Below are 20,041 nucleotides of genomic sequence, written 5' to 3'. Positions count from 1 at the left end.
ATGCAGGAATTGCAGGTTTAGAAACTGTTGCACGTCCGGGCCCGCCCTGCCCCGGTCGCCGTCTGGGAGTTCCCCCTGAATCCTGTGGCCCCTTCCGGTCAGGCCGCCTGCCAGTTCACCGGGAGCGCCTTCACCCCATAGACGATGGTGCTGTCCATGCGTTCCAGCTCTGTGCCGGGAACCAGGTCCAGCCCGGGCAGCCGGGAAAGGATGGCCTCCAGCGCGGTCCGGGCTTCGAGCCGCGCCAGCGGCGCGCCGAGGCAAAAGTGAACGCCGTGGCCGAACGCCAGGTGCCGGTTCTGGCCGCGGTCGGCGTCGAACTCGTCCGGACGCTCAAACTGCCTCTCATCGCGGTTGGCGGAACCGATCCACGCGACCAGCGGAGCGCCGGCGGGGATGCGTGTTCCGCCCAGGACAGTGTCCGCAACGGTCACGCGGTACATGGACTGCACGGGCGACCGGAAGCGCAGCACTTCTTCGATCGCTCCCGGCAGCAAGGCCGGCTGGCGCAACAGGCGTTCAATGGTGCCAGGCTTCTCGGTAAAGCAAAGAACAGCGTTGCCGATCAGGTTGGTCGTGGTTTCATTCCCGGCGACGAGCAGCAAACTGCAAAAACCCAGCAGCTCGGGCACTGTCAGCTTCTGGCCGTCAATCTCAGCTCCCAGCAGGCTGCTGATCAAGTCCTCCCCGGGCCGCTTCCGGCGCTGCTCGATCAGGGCCAGGAAGTACCCGGTCATCTCCAGGTTAGTGGCCTCGTGGTCCGCGTTCACCGAACCGGCCTGGCTTTGGCTGACAATGGCGTCGGACCAGCGCTTGAATCGGTCCCGGTCTTCGGCGGGGATGCCGAGCAGTTCGGAGATCACGATGACCGGCAGCGGATACGCCAGTTCCTTGATCAAGTCCGCGGTTCCGCGGGCGCTGATTGCGTCCAGGAGCTCGCCGGTGAGGCTGGAGATGCGCGGAGCGAGGGCATCGACGGCCTTCGGCGTGAACGCCTGGGTGACCAGGGAACGCAGTTGCCGGTGCCGTGGAGGATCGGTGGTGATCAGGCTCGCGGCGAACAGCTGGCCTGTCCCGGACGGGTCATCTCCACCCATCCGCGACGAGAACGTGGCATGTTCGGACAGTGCCCGCTGCACGTCGTCGTACCGGAAGACGTGCCAACTCCCCGACGGTTCGTCGTGAAAGACGGGGGCCGCTTCCCGCATCCGGTGGTAGTGGGGAAAGGGATCGAGTTGCTGCCCAGCGGACCGGGTGTCGTCCATGGCTGGCCTCTCTGCTCAGCCCCGCGCACCATCGGCTCGGCCAGGGTGCCGGGGGCCTGGTTGACTGACCCTGGAACTCCAGATTTTATCCCCGGCCGGTGGAGTGTGTCAGTAGCCCGGGGCAGCGGAAGCGGGGCTGGCCGCCGGGCCGGTTTTACTCCGGGAACGGCCGCCGGCGCTGCTGCTTTGTCGCCGCCCGCCGTTCCTTGGCTGCCAGCCGACGGCGGTTCGACCCGCGGGTGGGTTTCGTCGGCCGGCGGGCGGCAGCGTCGGGAGCAAGGCCCTCTGCCACCAGCTCGGAGAGCTTAGCCAGGGCGATCTCGCGGTTGCGCAGCTGGGAGCGCCGTTCCGCTGCGGTTACTGTAATAGTTCCGGCGACCAGTCGCCGGCCCAGACGCGTCAGCAGCATCAGCCGCTGCTCCTCAGAGAGCGCCGCCGAGCTCTGAAGGTTCCAGGAGAGCTCCACGCGGCTGTCCGAGGTGTTCACATGCTGGCCGCCCGGTCCAGAGGAACGGGAGAACCGCCAGCCGAGTTCCGACGACGGAATCGTGAGCGCGGGCGATATCAACAGATCCATACCACCAGCGTCGCACAGTGTGAGCGCCGCGACAGGCGCCGAATCCGCGTTCTTCCGCGGCCGCCTGGCCCCGCCAGGTGGCGCGGTCCGCCGTCGCCGCTGTATTCTCTGACCACGGTGATGGATCCCGCCCGAACAGCCCGCACCCAGCTGCAGCTCTTCAAACCGCCTCCTGGCTGATGGTTCCTACCTTTGCTGGTACGAAGGTGGGTGGCCGATGCTTACAGCGGCGTCGCCGCGACGCCAGATGACAGGAGAGCCCGTGAACATGTCCAGCAGCGAAGACCGGCCCGCCGCCGGAATAGCCGCCGTCAGTGCGCAGAGGATTACCGGGCCGGTGCTGATGGGTGTCGTGCCGGGCCAGCCGCTGGCGGTGGCTCACCGCGCCGCCGACCTGGCCTTCAGCCTGGACGTCGAGCTGGTGTGTGCCTACGTGGACGTCACGACCTATCTCGCGGAAGAACCCGGCGGACGGGCCGAAGCCCGGCCACTGGACCCCGACGGCGTCGACGACGACATCGAGGGGATCAGCGCAGCCACCAAGGAGCGCCTCCGGGAAGCTCTGGACGGCACCGGCGTGCGCTGGTCCTTCGTGACCCTCGCCGGGGACCCCGCGCGGGCGCTGGGACGTCTGGCGGAGTCCGCGGACGCGTCCGTCATCGTCGTCGGCACCCGGGAGCGCGGCTTGGGAGCCCGCTTTGAGGAGCTGCTGGTCGGCTCCGTCGCGGTCCACCTCACCCACCGGCAGCACCGGCCGGTACTGGTCGTCCCGCTCGCTCCACAGCCGAAACAGCCGAAACTGTCCGAACGCAGTCCAAAGGGGGGCCAGTGACGGAACCGGGCACCCCGGACGGCACGGCTGACGCGGACCCCAGGGCAACCATCCGTGTCGACAGCCGGGACGAAGGCACCCTCGGTGAAGCCCGCGCGCACCGCCCGGTGCACCTGCACCCCGGCTTCGTGCTCCTGGTCGTTGCCGGCGGCATGGCGGGGGCGCTGGCGCGATACGGCCTGAGCACCGTCCTGCCGTCCCCGGGAGGCTGGCCCCTGCCTACCCTGGTCATCAACCTGGCCGGCGCGTTCCTGCTCGGCCTGCTGCTGGAGGCCCTGGTCCGGCGCGGACCCGACGCCGGGCGGCTGCGGAGGGTCCGCCTGCTCGCCGGCACCGGCTTCATGGGGGCCTTCACGACGTACAGCACACTGGCCCTCGAGGCCACCAACCTGCTCGGATCGGGACGTTCCACCGATGCCGTGGTGTATGTCGCCGTCACGCTGCTCGGCGGCGCCCTCGCGACGGTGGCAGGCATCCGGGCCGCCGCCGTGCAGCAGTCCAGACCCGTCAATCGGCGCCGGGGGGCGGCCTCCAGGCCTGCCGGGGCGGAGGACGCCCGGTGAACATCCTGACCATTGTCCTGCTCGGTGTCGCCGGGGGATTAGGCGCCGGAACCCGCTTCGTCGTGGACGGTCTGGTCCGGGCCAGGCTGCGTACCGCCCTGCCGGTGGGGACCATCGCCATCAACGTCACCGGGTCGTTCCTGCTGGGGCTGGTCGCCGGCGCGGTGATCGTGCACGCGGCGCCCGTCGAGCTGCAGGCCATCGCCGGCACGGGGTTCCTGGGCGGCTACACCACATTCAGCACAGCGAGTTTCGAGACCGTCCGGCTGGTGCAGTCCGGCCGCACCGGGCTAGCCCTCCTGAACGGTTTGGGCACGGCCGTCGCTGCGGTCGGCGCCGCAGCCGCCGGGCTGGCCCTCGCCGCCCTTCTCTAGGGCCGGGCTTTAAGGGAAGGTGCCGCCCCAAGCTCGTTCCGCCCCAGGTCCGCGGCGCCCTAGTCCGCGCCGCCCCTGGCCGGCACCGCCCCTAGCCCGCGGCGGCGTCCGCGGCCAGGTTCCGCTTGAGGATCTTGCCGCTGGGGCCAAGGGGAAGCTCGGAGAGCAGCCGAATGACGCGCGGGTACTTGTAAGCGGCGAGCTGTGAGCTGGCAAATTCGATCAGCTCGGTCTCGGTAGCAGTGGCTCCCGCGTCCAGCACGATGGCGGCGGCGATTTCCTGGCCGTGGACATCGTGCGGAACCCCGTACACGGCGGCGCTGACGACGTCCGGGTGGGTGAGCAGGATTTCTTCGACCTCGCGGGGATACACGTTGTAACCGTTGCGGATGATCATGTCCTTTTTGCGGTCCACGATGGTGAGGTAGCCGTCGTCGTCCTTGGTCCCCAGGTCCCCGGTGCGGAACCAGCCGTCGACGATCGCTTCAGCGGTGGCCTCGGGCCGGTTGAGGTAGCCCTTCATCAGCAGGTGGCCGCGGATGACCAGTTCGCCGAGTTCGCCGTGGGGGAGCAGTTCGATGCTGTCCGTGATTTCAGCGCGGGCAATTTCGATGTCGACGCCCCAGAGCGGGATCCCGATGGTGCCGGGCCGCGGCTTGGTGCCCACGTGGTTGAACGCAGCGACCGGGGACGTCTCGGTCAGGCCGTAGCCTTCATGGATTTCCACGCCGTAGACGTCACGGAACTTGTCCATCACGGCCAGCGGCAGGGCCGCCCCGCCGGAAATTCCGTAGCGCAAGGCAGCGGGGCGGACGCCGGTGGTCTTGGCCGCCTCCAGCAGCGCCACATACATGGTCGGCACCCCGATAAAGACCGTGACCTGGTGCCGGTCCAGCAGGTTGAGTGCACCCTCGCCGCTGAAGCGCGGCATCAGAACGACCGTGACACCCGCGCGCAGCCCCGCGTTCAGCACCACCGTCTGGCCAAAGGTGTGGAACAGCGGCAGCCCGCCGAAGAGAACGTCGCCGGCCTTGAAATCCATCACGCTGGTCAGCAGCACAGAGGTTTGCTCCACCAGCGCGAAGTGGCTGCCCAGGGCGCCCTTGGGTTTTCCGGTGGTGCCTGACGTATACAGGATCGTCGCGGTGTCGGAGGGCTGGCACGGGACGTAGGTCCGGATCGGCTCCGCCGCGGCGGCCTCCGCTTCGAGCCGGGGGAACCCGCCGCCGTCGGGCGCCATCACCGTCAGCACATCGACGCCGCTGGCGGCGGCACCTGCTGCTCCCTCTGTCAGCAACGGAGCGGCGCAGATCAGCAGACCGGCGCCGCTGTCCTGTAGCACATACTCGATTTCGCGGGCTTTAAGCAGGGCGTGGACCGGAACCACAACGGCGCCCAGCGCCAGAATGGCGTAGTACACCCGAGCGAAGTCGGGCACGTTGGGAATCAGGACGGCGACGGCGTCGCCCGGACCGATGCCCCTGGCCTGCAGGGCCCCGGCGTAGGCGCGGGTCTGGTTCCACAGCTCGCCGTAGCTGACCTGGTCGTCGCCGACGATCAGGGCGACGCTGTCCGGAGACTTCCGGGCGGATTCAGCCAGAATGGCGGCGACAGAGATGGTGGCGAAGCCGTCTGCGGAATTGGTGTTGGTCATGTCCTGCTTCTTCGTTGGGATGGTCGTGCGTTAAAAATCAGGCTGTGAAGGTCAGGCCTTGAGGATCAGGGCGTCGCCCTGGCCGCCGCCGCCGCAGAGGGCCACGATGCCGGTGCCGCCGCCGCGGCGCTTCAGCGCCAGCGCCTGGTGCAGCACCAGGCGTGCGCCGGACGCGCCGACCGGGTGCCCGAGGGCAATGGCGCCGCCCTCGGCGTTGATGGCCTCGGTTTCGATGCCCAGGTCGTTGGCGGACTGGATCAGGACCGACGCGAACGCCTCGTTGATCTCGACGAGGTCCAGCTCCTGCGCGGTGAGCCCCTCGAGCTTCAGCGCCCGTTCAATGGCGCGGGCGGGCTGGGAGTGCAGGGAACCGTCCGGTCCTGCCGTCTGGCCGTGGGCACCGATCTCGGCGATCCATTCGAGCCCCGCGGCAATGGCTGCCGCCTTGCTGGCAATCACCAGGGCCGCGGCGCCGTCGGAGAGCGGCGACGAGGACCCGGCGGTGATGGTGGCTGCTTCGTCCTTGGAGAACGCGGGCCGGAGTCCGGCCAGGGATTCGGCGGTGGTGTCCGGACGGATGCCCTCATCGTGCTCGAGGGTCACGGCAGGACCCTTGCGCTGCGGGACGTCGATCGGCGCGATTTCCTCGGCAAGCACTCCGGCGCTGCGGGCCGCCGCGGCACGCTGGTGCGAGCGGGCGGCGACGGCGTCCTGCTCCGCGCGTCCGATGCCGCGCTCGGCGTTGCCGGCGTCGGTCGCGGCGCCCATCAGCGCACCGCTTACCGGGTCCTGCAGCCCGTCGTGGTTCAGCGAGTCCAGCATCGGGGCGTCGCCAATGACGACGCCGGCGCGAAGGCCCGGCACGAGGTGCGGGGCATTGGTCATCGACTCCTGGCCGGCGGCGACGATGAAGTCCGCCTCACCGGCCCGGATCATCCGGGCCGCGTCGATCACGGCGGTGAGCCCGGACAGGCAGAGCTTGTTGATCGTGACGGTCGGGACGTCCCAGCCGATCCCGGCCGCCAGGCTGGCCTGCCGTGCCGGGCCCTGTCCGGCGCCGGCCTGGATGACCTGGCCGACAATGACGGCGCCGACCTGTTCCGGCGCAACGCCGGTGCGTTCCAGGGCGTTACGGATGGCGTGCGCGCCCAGTTCGCTTGAGGAGAAGGCGGTGAGGCCGCCGCGGAACCGGCCAAAAGGGGTCCGGGCGCCGCCGAGGATGACGGGGATATTGTCGTTCGCGTTCATGGGGAGTCCTTCTTCGAAGCTGGCGGGAATGCGGGGATCAGGCGAAGGCCGAGGTGCCGGTGATGCCGCGGCCGATGATGAGGGCCTGCATGGTCTCGGTACCCTCGTAGGTGTGGATCGCCTCGATGTCGGCCAGGTGGCGGGCGACGCGGTTCGTGAGCAGGATGCCGTTGCCGCCGAGCAGGTCGCGGGCGTTGGAGGCGATGCCCCGGGCGATCCGGGTGCAGGTGTACTTGGCGAGCGACGCCTGTTCGGGCGTGAGCGCGCCGGCTTCATCGAGCCGGGTCATCTGGACCACCATCAACTGCATGGTCGCCAGCTCGCTGAGCATCCTGGCGAGGCGTTCCTGCACGATCTGGGAGGCAGCCAGCGGGCGGCCGAACTGGCGGCGCTGCTTGGCGTACTGGACTGCCGTTTCGTAGCAGGCGGTGGCGTGGCCGACGGCGGACCAGGCGACACCGAGCCTCGTGGCCAGCAGCACCCGTGCGGTGTCCTTGAAGGTCCGGGCGCCGGGGAGGACGTTCTCGTCCGGGACGAACACGTTTTCAAGCCGGATGTGGGCCTGCCAAATGGCTCGCAGGGCGAGCTTGCCTTCGATTTTCGTGGCGGAGTAGCCGGGGGAGTCCTGCGGGACGAGGTAGCCGTGGACCTGGCCGTCTTCGCCACGGGCCCAGACGACACTGACGCCGCCGATGGACCCGTTGCCGATCCATTTCTTCTCGCCGTTGAGCAGGAACCCGCCGTCGGTCCTGGTGGCAGTGGACTCCAGGGCCACCGCGTCCGAGCCGTGCGTGGGTTCAGTCAGTGCGAACGCCGCGTATTCGGTTCCGGCAGCCACTGCCGGGAGCCAGCGTTCCTTCTGCTCGGCGGAGCCGCACCCGGCGATGGACCGCAGCGCAAGGCCGCCCTGCACCGCGATCATCGTCGCTACGGAGCCGTCGCCGCGGCTGATCTCCATGTTGACCAGCCCGGCGGCCATGCTGCTCATGGGGGCGAAACCGTCGACCGGGATTCCGTCGCGCAGCAGGTCCAGTTCGCCCAGGCGCTGGAGCAGTTGGAGCGGGTAGTCACCGCGTTCCCAGTAGCCGTCGATCACGGGCAGGACTTCGTCCTGGACGAAGCTGCGGGCGCGGTCCCAGTATTCGCGGTCCTCAGCGCTGATGCCGGCGAAGACGGAGGCGGGGTCGGTGCCGAGGGCTTCGGTGAGCAGGTAGTCGGGCTCGACCGTGCCGGCCGGGAATTCCGCCGTGGTGTCCGTAGTGCAGGAAGCGGGCGACGTCGTCGTCATGGTGATTGTCCTCTGGTTCAGCGGCGGGTCATGGCCGGCCGAGTGCTGTGGCTCACGCCACGTCTAAGGATGCATTGAAACGCAGTTCCACGTCAAGAAACTCCGTGTCAGGGACGCCGCGTCAGCAACCTTGCGGGTGTCAGGGCAGCGCATCCCGGACTGCCTGGGCAATCGCGTCCTTGTCCGCGCCGGCGGTCAGCACTGTGACGACGACGGTCGGCCGCGCTGCGGTACTCGCAGCCTCGGTACCCGCGCCGCCGAGCTCTGCATGGCCGGCACCAGCAAATCGAGCACCGCCGAGCAGCGCCGGCCGGAAGAGCGCGGAGAGGGCCTGCAGTTCGTTAGCGAGCGCTGATGACTTAACCCGGTCGGCGCCGTCGGCTGCTTCTGCTGGCTGCGTGACACCGGGTGCCGCGCGGAGCCATTGCCGGAGGAAGGCGTTGTGCACGGCGACCACGGCCGCGGCGAAGGCCACCGCCTGGTGTTCCCGGTGCCCGCCGTCGGGCAGTCTGTCCAGCAGGTGCAGCAGGAACGCCCGCTCGTAGCGGTGTGAGGTGACCAGCTCACGGTCCCGCAGCGCGGGGACGGCCTGCATAAGTTCATACCGGGCGCGCGAGGTGTCGCGGTTCCGCAGGTGGTGGTCGAAGACCAGCAGGGCGGCGTCCTCCACGGCGGCCAAGGGATCCTGCCGGGAAGCGGCGAGCTGGTCGTTCACCTGCGCCAGGATGCGCTCGTGGTCGGCGAAGACGACGTCCTCCTTGGAGCCGAACTTCCGGAAAAAGGTGCTGCGGCTCATCCCGGCGGCTTCGGCGAGTTCCTCGACCGACGTCGCATCAAACCCCTGGCGTGCCAGCAGCCCGACGGCGGTGGCGACTGGTCCGTCGGCGGAGAGGCCTGTCGGCTGCGAGGTCATGGGCCGAAATCTAGCACAGGCCTCGGGCCGGACTGTTCTCCGGCGGTCTTCCGGGGTCCTGACAGGGGCAGGCCGCGGCGTTCCTGCCCAGTTACCGTGACCGACTCGCCTGACACGCCGAGCTTTCGGGGGCGGGTGTGGGTTTCGGCGGTGGTAACCGGGCAGGAACGCACGGGCAACCGACTCGAACCCCGCGACCGCATTCGATCTTGCACCGGCGTCGTGCCCTATCCGGTGCCGGCCGTTCGTGCCAGCATGGGGACTCAGTCGCAACGCGCCGGGAGGGAACAGCAAATGAAAGCCAACGAACTGCTGCTTGACGGATTCGGCCGAATCCACGAAATCGTGGCCGCAACCTTGGAAGGTACAGATCCGGACACACCGAAACGGCGGCCGGCCGCCGGGGCAAACCCGGTCGCCTGGCTGATCTGGCACCTGAGCCGCGGGGAGGACGCCCAGGTCGCCTCAGCCGCGGGCCTGGAGCAGCTCTGGACGGCCCAAGGATTCGCCGGACGGTTCGACCTCCCGCTGCCCGTTGCGGACACCGGGTACGGACACAGCGCGGACCAGGTCGACACAGTCCGGGCACCGGCGGACCTGTTGCTGGCGTACTACGACGCCGTCCACCGGCAGACGGAGGACGTCCTGAAGGACCTCGATGACGCGGATCTCGACCGGGTCGTCGATTCGCGCTGGAATCCGCCGGTCACCCTCGGGGTACGCCTTGTCAGCATCCTCAGCGATTGCCTGCAGCACGCCGGGCAGGCCGCGTACGCAAAGGGCTCCGGAACCCTATCGTGAACCGCTGAGCACCATCGCGGAGCCGCCGCCGCGCCGCACTGGCTCCGCCGCCGCGGTCATTTTCCCGTCCCGCCCGAATTCGATCGCTGTCGCCGCACCGATTTCCGCCGCTGAGGTGAAGGCATCGCCCGACGGCGTGAACTCATGCCCGAACGGCGTCAGCTGGCTGCCGTAGGCGGCGATGAAGTCCGGCTCGGCGGTGACCTTGGTCGTGTTCCGCTGCGAGGCGCGCGGCGCCGCGATCGCTTCGGAAATGGTCATGCCCAGGTCGACCCGGTTCAGGATGGTCTGCAGCACCGTCGTGATGATCGTCGAGCCGCCCGGCGAACCCAGTGCCAGGAACGGATCGCCGTCCTTGAGGATGATGGTCGGCGCCATCGAGGAGCGCGGACGCTTGCCCGGCTCGATCCGGTTCGGATCAGCCGCATCGTAGACGGTCGAGAAGTCGGTCAGCTCGTTGTTGAGCAGGAATCCGCGGCCCGGGACCACCATGCCGGACCCGCCGGTCTGCTCGATGGTGAGGGTGTACTCCGCCACGTTGCCCCACTTGTCCGCGACAGTCATATTCGTCGTCGAGATGTTCTCGGTGTCCTTCTCGTCCGCCGTCGGCGCAACCGTGGCGGGGCACACGCCGTCGTACCCGTCCACGTTCCCCGGCATGACCGGCTTGGGCGCCGCGTGCTTCGGGTCGATCTTGCAGGCGCGCTCCTTACCGAAAAGCGGGTCGGTTAGAGCTGCCGTGGGCACGTTCACCTGGGCGGGGTCGCCCACGTACTTGCCGCGGTCCGCAAAGGCGAGGGCACTGGCTTCGAGGTAGTAGTGCAGCGCACCGGCCGGTGCCATGGCGGACAGGTTCGACGGATCAAGAATGTTCAACGCCTCGCCCACCGTCGTGCCGCCGCTGCTCGAGGGCGCCATGCCGTAAACGTCCAGGCCGCGGTAGTCGACGTGGGTGGGGGCCTGGTCCAGGGCGCGGTAGGCGGCTAGGTCCTTCGTCGTCATGAACCCGGCCGGAACGGGCAGCGCGGTTCCGGCGGCCTTCGCCGGGGCCTGGACGGTGGCCGCAATTTCCGCCGCGAGCGGGCCCTGGTAGAACCCGTCCGTGCCCTCCTTCGCGAGGAGCCGGTAGGTGGCGGCGAGGTCGTGGTTCTGGAAGATGCTGCCGACGGCGGGGGCGTCCCCGCCGGGCAGGAAGAGCTTGCTGGTCGCGGGGAACGCTGCGAAGCGGTTCTTGTTGTCCAGGGTTTGCTGCCGGAAGGTTGCGTCCACCACGAAACCGCGGGTCGCGACCTTGATCGCCGGCTTCAGAGCCTCGCCAAGATCCAGGGTTCCCCAGCGGGCCAGGGCGCGTTCCCAGGTGGCCGGCGTGCCCGGGACTCCCACGGATACGCCGCTGGTGACGAGCTCCGGGGTGAAGCGGTAGGGCTTGCCGGTGGCCGGGTCGATGAAGGCGTTGTGCGGCATGGACGCCGGGGCCGTCTCACGACCGTCGACGGTGCCGACCTTGCCGGTCTTGGCGTTGTAATACACGAAATAACCGCCACCGCCGACTCCGGCGCTGTAAGGCTCGGTGACGCCCAGGGTCGCGGCAGCGGCGACGGCGGCGTCGGCCGCGTTGCCGCCCTTGCGGAGTACCTCGATCGCTGCGGCGGAGGCTTCCGGGTCCACCGTACTCACGGCGCCGCCGTAACCGGTCGCCGTCGGGGTCTTCTCAGTCTCGCGGGGGTCAGCGAAAGCGGGGCTGGCGACGGCGCCGCCCGCCACGCTTAGGGCGAGTGCGGCCGTGGCCGCAGACAGTCGGCGTCGTGCAGTGTGCATGGTGGCTCCCAAGCTGGTTCCTGCGGAATGGGGTGCTGGTCACACTACTCCCACCGGCTGTGACATTCAATGTTTAACCGTTGTCACGCCTATGACAGTCGGCCTCCGGGGCGCTCTCGAACAGGTGCCGGAGAAGAGCATCCAGCACCGGCACCTGACCCCGGACCAGTCTCAGTCGGGCGTCGGTTTCGCTGACCCACTCGGCCGCATCTATCTCCGGGAAGTCGCGGACGATGCCCGATCCCTTGGGCCATTCCAGCGGAAAGGTGTTGCTCACGATCCGCTCCGGCGCGAACTCGGCTTCCGCCGCGAAAACGGTGACAACCTTCCCCGAGGCCTGCCGGAAGCTGCCGAGCAGGAAGTAGTCGGCAGGCGGCGGCTCGGTGCCGATCTCCTCGGCGAACTCGCGCCGGGCGGCGGCCAGCGGGTCTTCCTCGGCGGTGTACAAACCCTTAGGGATGGACCACGCTGCCGCTTTTTTGCGCGCCCAGAACGGGCCGCCCATGTGGGCAATCCAGACCTCAACCCCGGACGCGGGCGTGCGCCGGTACAGCAGCAGGCCCGCACTCCGTGCCGTCATTCAGGAACCACCAACCGAACGAACATTCGTGCCGCTACCCGGCCCACTGGAGCACCCGCAGCGCGCGGAGCGTGTTCCAGCGGCTGGGCCGGCCGTCGCCGTCGTCGAGCGGGAAGTGGATCCGGCCAGGGTGGCTGTTTTCCAGCAGCCACGTCCCGTCCGGCTGCCGCTTGGAGCGGACATGTTCCACTGCTTCGGACAGCCGTGGGTCCGGAGGGCCGCCGGCGGCGCGGAAGTAATCGAGGCCGCGGAGCACGTCGTAGTGCCAGCGGGTGGGGTACGAAAACTGCAGCCAGGCGGGGTTGATCAGTTCTCCGGTGCTCTTGCGCCGCATCAGGCCCCGCTCCAGCAGGTATTCCTCGCCGCGCTGCCGGGCCGCGGCCAGTTCGCCGGTGCCTCCGGTCGCCCGGCTGTACTCCAGCAGGCCTTCGAGCACGTTGATCGTGGTGCCGAACGAGGACCGGGTGGAGCCCCTCTCCGCCTCGCAGTTCCAGCCGCCGTCGTCGAGCTGTTCGGCCAGCAGCCGCTTGACCACGCCGTCAACGTCCTCGCCGAAGTACGCACCCAGGGCGACGGTCATGCCGTTGATGCAGGGCTCCACCTCGCCCTCGAAGAACGGCTGGTTGCCTTCCTCCCAGCGGCTGTCCGCCGCTACCCGGGCCACGGCGGCGCGCGCCGCGTCGCTGCGCGGGTCCAGCCCGAACTCACGGAGCAGCAGCAGGCTATACGCCGTCGCGGTCCAGGGCTGGCCGTCCTCGGAATCGTCGAAGGGCGACGGGAAGTAGGTGCCGCCGTCCCACTGTCCGTCCTCGCCCTGCAACGCCAGCAGCCGGGCGCCCCAGCCCTCGGACTCGACCAGGGCCCGTTCAGCTGCCACGTCGGCGGCGGGGGCGCCGGTCAGGTCACGTAACACCTGCCACCGAATAGCAGGGTCGGCGTCGAGCAGCCAGTCGAGGAGGTCCATCCGGAAAAGCTAGCACCGGTCCGGTCCGGCCGGAAGCTGGCAGGTTTAGGAGTCGTCGTCGGTGACCCGGCGGAAGTCCCGGGAGAGGTAGAGCGCCAGGGCGGCGGAATTGCCACTGTCGACGGCGACGGCGACCCTGGTCCGGCCCATCGCACGCAACGCGGACAGGGAATGGGCCAGGAGATCTTCGGCGAGGCCCTGTCTGCGGTGGCCCGGATGGGTGAACAACTCGGCGATCACCGCATCCCAGCCCGGGTTCTCGCCCGCGGCAGGCTCCGTGACAATGATGGCGGCCGTGAGCTGTCCTTCCGGCCCGGTCAGCACCGCCGAAGCTCCCCGGAGATGGTTGCCTTCCGCTCCGGCGAGCAGCGAATCGATCCAGCCGGTGGCACGTTCCGGCGGCTGCGGGAGGCTCTCAGCGTAGGACTTCCGGTACATGTCCGAGAGTTCGTCGACGTCGGCCGGGTGGATCGGACGCACCGGAGCACCGCCGCGGGGGATTCCTCCGCCGCGTGTGTCCGCGGTCAAAATGAACAATGGATTCACGACGACCTGCACTCTCTCCTGAACGGGACATTCCGTACGTTGATCCTCCAGCATGGACCCGCAATATTGCCGCCAGGTTTCGGAAAGGTGTCAGTTTGGCGGCGGATCCGGCGCCGGGACACAAAAACGGTCCGGTGCTGCAGGGGATCCCCGCAGCACCGGACCGTTTGCGGATCGTGGATCCGGAGCCGCCGCGCCTAGCTGAGGGTCGCGGTGTCGATCACGAAGCGGTAGCGCACATCGGAGGCGAGCACGCGTTCGTAGGCCTCGTTGATCTTGTCGGCCGGGATGACCTCAATCTCGGCGCCGAGGTGGTGCTCGGCGCAGAAGTCGAGCATCTCCTGGGTCTGGCGGATGCCGCCGATCATGGAACCGGCGAAGGAGCGCCGGCCGCCGATCAGCGCGAACGCGTTCACCGGCAGCGGTTCGGCCGGCGCGCCGACGTTCACCATGGTGCCGTCGAGGCTGAGCAGCTGCAGGTAGGAGCTGATGTCGATCGAAGCGCTGACCGTGTTGATGATCAGGTCGAAGCTGCCCGCGAGCTCGGTGAAGGTGTTCTCATCGCTCGTGGCGAAGTAGTGGTCGGCGCCAAGGCGCAGCCCGTCTTCCTGCTTCTTGAGCGACTGCGAGAGGACCGTGACCTCGGCGCCCATCGCGTGGGCGAGCTTGACGGCCATGTGGCCCAGCCCGCCGAGTCCGACGACGGCGACCTTCTTGCCCGGACCCGCGTTCCAGTGCCGCAGCGGCGAGTACGTGGTGATGCCGGCGCAGAGCAGGGGAGCGGCGACGTCGAGCTCGATGCCCTCCGGGATGGAGAGGACGAAGTCCTCGGTCACGACGACGTGGGTGGAGTAGCCGCCCTGCGTGATGGTGCCGTCACGGTCCACGGCGCCATAGGTGCCGGTGTTGCCCTTGAGGCAGTACTGCTCCTCGCCGGCCTGGCAGTTGGCGCACTCGCCGCAGGAGTTCACCATGCAGCCGACGCCGACGCGGTCGCCGACGGCGTGCTTGGTCACGGCGGAGCCGACCTCGGTGACGATGCCGGCGATCTCATGGCCGGGGGCGAGCGGGTACGACTGCGGGCCCCAGTCGCCGCGGACGGTGTGGATGTCCGAGTGGCAGATGCCTGCGAACTTGATGTCAATCAGGACGTCGTGGGGTCCGACGTCGCGGCGTTCGATGGTGGTGGGAACGAGGTCCTCGGTGGCGGACGGGGCGGCGTAAGCGTTTACGGTAAGCATTCTTCTCCGGTATCAGTCATTACATAGTTGCGTTCGTGGGGAGGGCCCAAAGGGCGGCAACAGGTCTCGCCGCCGGATTGTTCCGCAGAGTGACCACCGTTACGCGCCGAGCAATCCGAATCAGGCGCCCATTCCGGGATCGACGCGGACGAATTCAATCTTGTTTCCCGGGTCTGACTTCTTCTTGGCCGCCCGGTTGAAGCCTTTCGCGTCCAAGTGGTTCTGTGCGCGGTACTCGGCCAGGGCGGCGTCGTAGGCGGCGTTCAACTGGCGGCCGGTGAACTGCCCTTCCGTGCCGTCGTTGAAGCTGATGGTGATGGGAGTGCTGGCCGGGAAGTGCTGCTTCATCCGGATGAAGCCTTCCGCGTCCTGTTGAAGCTTGATCATGGGAGTTCCGCCTTTTGTTCGTGGGTGGTTCCAGTCTTCCGTAGTTGGTGGGCAGGCGCTGACAGCGGCGGAGCTTTTGCCGCCACAATGGAGGGGTGACTTCAGCTTCCGCCACCGGCCGCCCGGCGCCCCGCGCCTTCGACCTTGACACCATCGGATCGGGTTTGGTGTTCGCTGGTTCCCTTGGAGAGCTGACGGCGGCGCTGCGCAGGGGAGGCCCGGCGGGGACGGCCGTGGTGGAGGCGCCGCCTGGCACCGGCAAAACCACGCTGGTGCCCCCGCTGCTGGCCAACTTGGCCCTGGCCGACTTCGCGCTGGCCGGCTTCCACGGTACCGGCGCCGACGGCGGCCCTGGCCGGGTGCCGCGCGTCGTGGTGACCCAGCCGCGCCGGGTTGCGGCCCGTGCCGCGGCCCGGCGCCTCGCCGAACTGGACGGCAGCCCGCTGGGCGGACGCGTCGGCTACACCGTCCGCGGAGACCGGCAGGCCGGGCCGGGAACCTGGATTGAGTTCGTGACGCCCGGAATCCTGCTGCGCCGCCTGCTCGCTGACCCGGGGCTGGAGGGCACGGGCGCTCGGTGGTGCTCGATGAGGTGCACGAACGGGGATTGGAGACCGACCTGCTCCTCGGCATGCTCGCCGAGGTCCGCCAGCTCCGCGGCGACCTCACCCTGGTGGCCATGTCCGCCACCCTCGACGCGCGGCGCTTTGCCGCCCTGCTGGGGGACAGCGTGCCAGGCGGCGCCGGGGAGGCTGCGGAAGCGGCCGCTCCCGTCGTCGGCTGCCCTTCCGCGCTACATCCGCTGCAGGTCCAGTGGGCGCCCTCGGCGGGCCCCCGGCTGGACGCCCGCGGCGTGACCCGCGCCTTCCTGGACCACGTGGCGGACACCGCCGCGGACGCTTCGGCCGCGGCGCTCGCCGCCGGTGAAGATATCGACGCCCTGGTTTTCGTTCCCGGCGCCCGCGAGGTTGCCCACGTCGCAGCCCGGTTGCGCGGCCGGGTGCCGGCGGAAGTGCTGGAACTGCACGGCCAGGTCGGCCCCGCCCTGCAGGACCGTGCAGTGTCCTGCCGCAGGCCCGGGGAACGGGCGCGGATCATCGTCTCCACGGCGCTCGCCGAATCGTCGCTGACGGTTCCCGGCGTACGCCTGGTGATCGATTCCGGCCTGGCCCGTGAGCCACGGCGGGACGCGGCGCGCGCGATGACCGGCTTGGTCACCGTGTCCTGCTCCCGGGCGTCGGCCGAACAGCGCGCCGGCCGGGCCGCACGTCTGGGTCCCGGACGGGTGGTGCGCTGCTATGACCAGAAAAGCTACGGCGCCGCCCCCGCCCACCAGACACCGGAAATCGCCGTTGCCGACCTCACCGGTGCGGCCCTGGTCCTGGCCTGCTGGGGCGCGCCGGGCGGCCAGGGACTGGCGCTTCCGGACCCGCCGCCGGTGGCGGCGATGCACGAAGCCGTTGAGGTACTGCGCGAACTCGGGGCTGTGGGACTGACCGGCCTTGCCACGAACCTGGGCAAGACGCTGGCCCTGGTCCCCGCCGATCCGCGGCTGGCACGGGCGCTGCTGGACGGCACCTCCGCCGTCGGGCACCGCGCCGCTGCGGAGACCGTCGCCGTGGTAGCAGGCGGTCAGCGGGCGCCGGGCGCCGACCTGCCCGGACTCCTGACGGCCCTGCGGTCCGGGCGGGACCCGGGCTCCCGGCGCTGGACCGATGACGTCCGCCGGATGGAGGCGATTGCCCGGCAAGCAGGAACCGCCAAGGCGCCGCCGCGTCAGGCCGCCTTTGCGCTGTCCCCGAGAAGCGCGGAGGCCGCGGGATTCGTCGTCGCCCTCGCCTTCCCGGACCGGGTGGCCCGCCGGGTGCCAGGGCCGGAGGAGCGGTACCTGCTCACGTCCGGCACCCGTGCCGGGCTTCCCGGCGGCAGCGGGCTCGCCGGCCAGGAGTGGCTGGCCATCGCGGAGGTATCCCGCGCCGAAGGACAGGACGCGGCAGGCACGGGGGCGGTGATCCGGTCGGCGGCGCCGCTGAGCGCGGACGCTGCGGAGGCTGCCGCGGGGCACCTGCTCAGCGATACGGTGGAGGCGGCCTTTGGCCAGGGCAGGGTCACGGCCCGGCGGGTCCGCCGGCTGGGCGCGATCACGCTCGCCTCAACTCCGGTGCGGCCGTCGGCCGAGGAGGGCCGCCCCGCGGTGGCCGCCGCCCTGGCCCGGACGGGACTGGAAACCATCGGCTGGTCGACGGCGGCGGACGCCCTGCGCCGGCGCTTGGCCCTGCTGCACCGCGAACTGGGCGAACCGTGGCCTGATGTGTCGGAGCCCGCCCTGCTGGCGAGACTGAACGACTGGCTCGCGCCGGAACTCGAGGCGCTGGCAGCCGGTGCCGCGACAAGCAGCATCAATCTGGTGGATCCGCTGCGCCGGCTGCTGCCCTGGCCCGAAGCGGCCAGGCTGGGGGAGCTGGCGCCGGAAACGCTGCTGGTGCCCAGCGGTTCGCGGGTGCACATTGACTATCCCGACGTGGACGACGGCGCCGCCCGGCCGGTGGTCGCGGTCAAGCTGCAGGAGTGCTTTGGCTGGGAACAGACTCCGCGGCTGGTCGATGGCCGGGTACCGGTGCTGTTCCACCTGCTCTCGCCGGCCCGGCGCCCCCTGGCCGTGACCGACGATCTGGCATCTTTTTGGTCCGGGCCTTACGCGCAGGTGCGGGCGGAAATGCGCGGCCGTTATCCCAAGCACCCCTGGCCCGAGGACCCGTGGACCGCGCCCGCGACTGCCAGGGTCAAAAGCAGGATGTAGCGGGGGCCCGGAGCCAGTGACGGCAGTTACCCGGCCTCGGCGCCTTCCCAGGTGACGTGGACCCAGCGCTGGCCCTCGCCGTCCCAGGATTCTGAGTGGCCCAGCAGTGCCAGGTCCTGGAAGCTGACGTCGATCCCGTCCCGCTCCAGGTTCTGGCGGAGTTCCTGGGTTGCCTCCCGGACCGCGATCTGGACTGCGTCGGGGTTGTCGGACTCGACGCGGCGGGCAGCATCATATGGTTTGCTCATGGCCCTATCTTTCAGGGTGAATGCCGTTATGGGAACCACCGTCGTGAGCGGGATCTGAGCCGTTAGGCCAGCCGCCGGCGTCGTCGATGTTGCAGGTTCAGCTGCCGACCAGCCGCTCGCCGTTAAACCAGCACACGGCCCGCAGCCATTGATCGTCGAGCCGGGGCTCCTTGTCCCGCAGCCGTTCCAGGGCTTCGAGTTGGTGGGCGTAGGGGTAGGGGATGTTGGGGAAGTCGCTGCCGAGCACAATCCGGTCCTGGAGGTCCGCCAGCCTGGGCAGCAGCGCGGCCGGGAACGGCGCCACCGCTTCGAAGAAATCGGTGAACGCCATGGTGGTGTCCAGCTGGACGCGGGGATAGCGTTCGGCGAGCGCCAGGAATTCCCGGTACTCCGGCGTGCCCAGGTGCGCCACGACGGCGGTCAGCGCGGGGTGCCGGCGCAGCACGCCCTCGAGCTTGTCCGGACCGGTGAAGCCGGGCCGGGGTACCGGCCCGCTGCCCACATGCACCACTACGGGGATTCCGGCCTCGGCGAGGAGCCCCCAGACCGGGTCCAGGATCGGCTCACGCAGGTCAAACCCGCCCACCTGGGCGTGGATTTTGAAGATGCGGGCACCCCGGTCAAGGGCGGCCTGGACCTGTTGCAGCACGCCTTCTTCCGGGTAAAAGGTTGCGCTGGGCACGCAGTCCGGCTCGGCCGCCGCGAGGGTCAGGGCGAAGTCAGTGAGGTCGGCCGCCATGCCGGGCCGGTGCGCGTACGTCAGGGCGGTGAACCGGCGGACTCCCATTTCGCGGAGCCGCGCCAGCCGGGTGTCCTGGTCGGTGCGGTAGGTGATGGGCCACGGCCTGCCCACCAGCGGTCCGGCTTCGTCAAAATGCGCCCAGACCCGCCGCAGCATCCTGTCGGGGAGGAAATGCGTGTGGACGTCAATCACTCCCGGCAGCCCGAGCCGCTGCCACCAGGCCGGGACGTCGCCGTCACTCAGCGGGGCGGGGACGGCAGGGCGCCGGGCAGGGCTATGGGCGCTGTCCGCGGCGGTCATCCGGCACCACCGGGAGCCGGAGGAGTACTTCCACGCTTTGTGCCTGGTCCGGGGCCGGCGCTGTTCCTTGGGCTGGCGCCGTGCAGTCGGATAAATTCAACCACCGGTGCGGCCAGCTCCGCTCCGATCTCTTCGGCCGGGCGCTTTCTGCCGGCCACTGCGAAGGAATGGTCGCCGCCCTCACACCACTGCAGCGTCGCGGCCGGGCCGATCCGCTCCACCACCGACTCCAGCAGCTCCCTGGTCGCGAAGGTGTCCCGGGTGCCCTGCAAAAACAGCATCGGCACTGACCGCCCCGGAGTGTTAATGCCGTAGAGATGCTCGTCGCGCAGCTTCTCCGGTTTGCCCGGCGGATGCAACGGATAGCCCAGGTACACCAGCCCGGCTGCGGCCATGCCCTCCGCTACTGCCATCGACGCCATCCGGCCGCCGAAGGATTTCCCTGCCGCCCAGAGCGGCTCCCCCTCAGAGCGTGCAGCGGCGGCGTCCATGGCGGCCCGCCACGCCGCGATGGCAGCAGGCGGCCGGTCCGGGAACTTCCGCCCTGCTTCCCGGTAGGGGAAGTTGAAACGCAGGGTAGCGACGCCGTCGTCGTTCAAGGCGCCGGTAAAGCCGCGCAGGAAGGGGTGCTCCATCCCGGCTCCGGCGCCGTGGGCGAGAACCAGGGTCGCGACGGGGCTTTCGGGGCGGGCGTACACCCCGGAAAATGCAGCGCCGTCGGCCTCCATACTGACCGCAGTCTCAAGGGCAGGCATGCCGGGCTCCGCGGAACGCGTCCTGCAGGGACGAAAAGGCCTCAATCATGTGAGCCACCCTATTTAGTTGCCAGGGGGAGCACCAACGCGGCCCGCCGTGCAGCACCGAAAGCACCGGCGCCCGGGACATCCGGCCCCTGTTCCG

The 20,041-nt window shown here is 69.5% G+C and carries 19 protein-coding genes, 1 pseudogene and 1 riboswitch; of the genes and pseudogenes, 5 read left to right on the top strand and 15 right to left on the bottom strand.

Annotated features, from left to right (window positions below):
- Nucleotides 1-98: 98 nt before the first annotated feature.
- Nucleotides 99-1,265: a cytochrome P450 gene (locus tag QFZ61_RS12995; protein ID WP_307036657.1), complete on the bottom strand. Its 1,167-nt coding sequence runs from the start codon at nt 1,263-1,265 to the stop codon at nt 99-101.
- A 154-nt stretch (nt 1,266-1,419) separates the two neighbouring features.
- The gene (arfB, locus tag QFZ61_RS12990) at nt 1,420-1,842 is read right to left on the bottom strand and encodes an alternative ribosome rescue aminoacyl-tRNA hydrolase ArfB (protein ID WP_307036655.1); all 423 of its coding nucleotides are present in this window, start codon (nt 1,840-1,842) and stop codon (nt 1,420-1,422) included.
- Between the two features lie 107 nt (nt 1,843-1,949).
- A riboswitch (Fluoride riboswitch) is annotated at nt 1,950-2,038 on the top strand.
- A 72-nt stretch (nt 2,039-2,110) separates the two neighbouring features.
- Between arfB and QFZ61_RS12985 the strand changes: the two genes are divergently transcribed.
- Genes QFZ61_RS12985 through crcB form a run of 3 tightly spaced genes read left to right on the top strand, consistent with a single transcriptional unit; the run spans nt 2,111 to nt 3,611 of the window.
- Nucleotides 2,111-2,674 carry a universal stress protein gene (locus tag QFZ61_RS12985; RefSeq protein WP_307036653.1) on the top strand — a complete coding sequence of 188 codons (564 nt, stop codon included), beginning with the start codon at nt 2,111-2,113 and terminating at the stop codon, nt 2,672-2,674.
- Nucleotides 2,671-3,237, top strand: a complete 567-nt coding sequence (locus tag QFZ61_RS12980; RefSeq protein WP_307036651.1) for a CrcB family protein — start codon at nt 2,671-2,673, stop codon at nt 3,235-3,237. Before QFZ61_RS12985 ends, QFZ61_RS12980 begins: the two co-directional genes overlap by 4 nt.
- A 5-nt stretch (nt 3,238-3,242) precedes the next feature.
- Entirely contained in the window at nt 3,243-3,611 is a 369-nt protein-coding gene (gene crcB / locus QFZ61_RS12975; RefSeq protein WP_307038194.1) for a fluoride efflux transporter CrcB, read from the top strand.
- A 91-nt stretch (nt 3,612-3,702) separates the two neighbouring features.
- On the opposite strand, the gene QFZ61_RS12970 is transcribed toward crcB, so the two are convergent.
- From QFZ61_RS12970 to QFZ61_RS12955, 4 genes are all read right to left on the bottom strand, one after another.
- Nucleotides 3,703-5,265, bottom strand: a complete 1,563-nt coding sequence (locus QFZ61_RS12970; protein ID WP_307036649.1) for a long-chain fatty acid--CoA ligase — start codon at nt 5,263-5,265, stop codon at nt 3,703-3,705.
- Between the two features lie 51 nt (nt 5,266-5,316).
- Entirely contained in the window at nt 5,317-6,513 is a 1,197-nt protein-coding gene (locus tag QFZ61_RS12965) for an acetyl-CoA C-acyltransferase (protein ID WP_307036647.1), read from the bottom strand.
- A 37-nt stretch (nt 6,514-6,550) separates the two neighbouring features.
- Nucleotides 6,551-7,801: an acyl-CoA dehydrogenase family protein gene (locus QFZ61_RS12960; RefSeq protein WP_307036645.1), complete on the bottom strand. Its 1,251-nt coding sequence runs from the start codon at nt 7,799-7,801 to the stop codon at nt 6,551-6,553.
- 139 nt (nt 7,802-7,940) lie between these two features.
- A complete protein-coding gene (locus tag QFZ61_RS12955) occupies nt 7,941-8,714 on the bottom strand; it encodes a TetR/AcrR family transcriptional regulator (protein ID WP_307036644.1) in 774 nt (257 codons plus the stop codon).
- A 294-nt stretch (nt 8,715-9,008) separates the two neighbouring features.
- Here QFZ61_RS12955 and QFZ61_RS12950 point away from each other — a divergent pair, with 294 nt between their 5' ends.
- Complete coding sequence (locus tag QFZ61_RS12950) at nt 9,009-9,515, top strand: DinB family protein (protein WP_307036642.1); 507 nt, start codon at nt 9,009-9,011, stop codon at nt 9,513-9,515.
- On the opposite strand, the gene ggt is transcribed toward QFZ61_RS12950, so the two are convergent.
- From ggt to QFZ61_RS12920, 6 genes are all read right to left on the bottom strand, one after another.
- The gene (ggt, locus tag QFZ61_RS12945) at nt 9,507-11,333 is read right to left on the bottom strand and encodes a gamma-glutamyltransferase (protein ID WP_307036640.1); all 1,827 of its coding nucleotides are present in this window, start codon (nt 11,331-11,333) and stop codon (nt 9,507-9,509) included. The genes QFZ61_RS12950 and ggt overlap by 9 nt on opposite strands.
- Nucleotides 11,334-11,406: 73 nt before the next feature.
- Complete coding sequence (locus tag QFZ61_RS12940; RefSeq protein WP_307036639.1) at nt 11,407-11,913, bottom strand: NUDIX domain-containing protein; 507 nt, start codon at nt 11,911-11,913, stop codon at nt 11,407-11,409.
- Between the two features lie 34 nt (nt 11,914-11,947).
- Nucleotides 11,948-12,877: a hypothetical protein gene (locus QFZ61_RS12935; protein ID WP_307036637.1), complete on the bottom strand. Its 930-nt coding sequence runs from the start codon at nt 12,875-12,877 to the stop codon at nt 11,948-11,950.
- Nucleotides 12,878-12,922: 45 nt separating this feature from the next.
- Complete coding sequence (locus QFZ61_RS12930) at nt 12,923-13,405, bottom strand: GNAT family N-acetyltransferase (protein WP_307036635.1); 483 nt, start codon at nt 13,403-13,405, stop codon at nt 12,923-12,925.
- 215 nt (nt 13,406-13,620) lie between these two features.
- Nucleotides 13,621-14,664, bottom strand: coding sequence for an NAD(P)-dependent alcohol dehydrogenase (locus tag QFZ61_RS12925; RefSeq protein ID WP_307036633.1), 1,044 nt, complete (start codon nt 14,662-14,664; stop codon nt 13,621-13,623).
- A 120-nt stretch (nt 14,665-14,784) separates the two neighbouring features.
- Nucleotides 14,785-15,051 (bottom strand): hypothetical protein, encoded by a 267-nt coding sequence (locus QFZ61_RS12920; RefSeq protein ID WP_307036631.1) that lies wholly within the window; start codon nt 15,049-15,051, stop codon nt 14,785-14,787.
- Nucleotides 15,052-15,146: 95 nt separating this feature from the next.
- On the opposite strand from QFZ61_RS12920, the pseudogene hrpB reads away from it, so the two are divergent.
- Nucleotides 15,147-17,851: pseudogene (hrpB, locus tag QFZ61_RS12915) on the top strand (ATP-dependent helicase HrpB).
- A gap of 26 nt (nt 17,852-17,877) precedes the next feature.
- On the opposite strand, the gene QFZ61_RS12910 reads toward hrpB, so the two are convergent.
- The 3 genes from QFZ61_RS12910 to QFZ61_RS12900 all read right to left on the bottom strand — a co-directional run bounded on the left by QFZ61_RS12910 (nt 17,878) and on the right by QFZ61_RS12900 (nt 19,896).
- Entirely contained in the window at nt 17,878-18,099 is a 222-nt protein-coding gene (locus QFZ61_RS12910; RefSeq protein ID WP_307036629.1) for a hypothetical protein, read from the bottom strand.
- Nucleotides 18,100-18,196: 97 nt separating this feature from the next.
- Nucleotides 18,197-19,141: an amidohydrolase family protein gene (locus QFZ61_RS12905; protein ID WP_307036627.1), complete on the bottom strand. Its 945-nt coding sequence runs from the start codon at nt 19,139-19,141 to the stop codon at nt 18,197-18,199.
- Nucleotides 19,138-19,896 (bottom strand): alpha/beta family hydrolase, encoded by a 759-nt coding sequence (locus QFZ61_RS12900; RefSeq protein ID WP_307036625.1) that lies wholly within the window; start codon nt 19,894-19,896, stop codon nt 19,138-19,140. The genes QFZ61_RS12905 and QFZ61_RS12900 overlap by 4 nt, the downstream gene beginning before the upstream one ends.
- Between the last annotated feature and the right edge of the window lie 145 nt (nt 19,897-20,041).

This window comes from Arthrobacter sp. B3I4 (assembly GCF_030816855.1).
Classification (GTDB): Bacteria; Actinomycetota; Actinomycetes; order Actinomycetales; family Micrococcaceae; genus Arthrobacter.
Note: the sequence above shows the minus strand (reverse complement) of the source record. Positions and strands in the feature narration are given on the sequence as shown.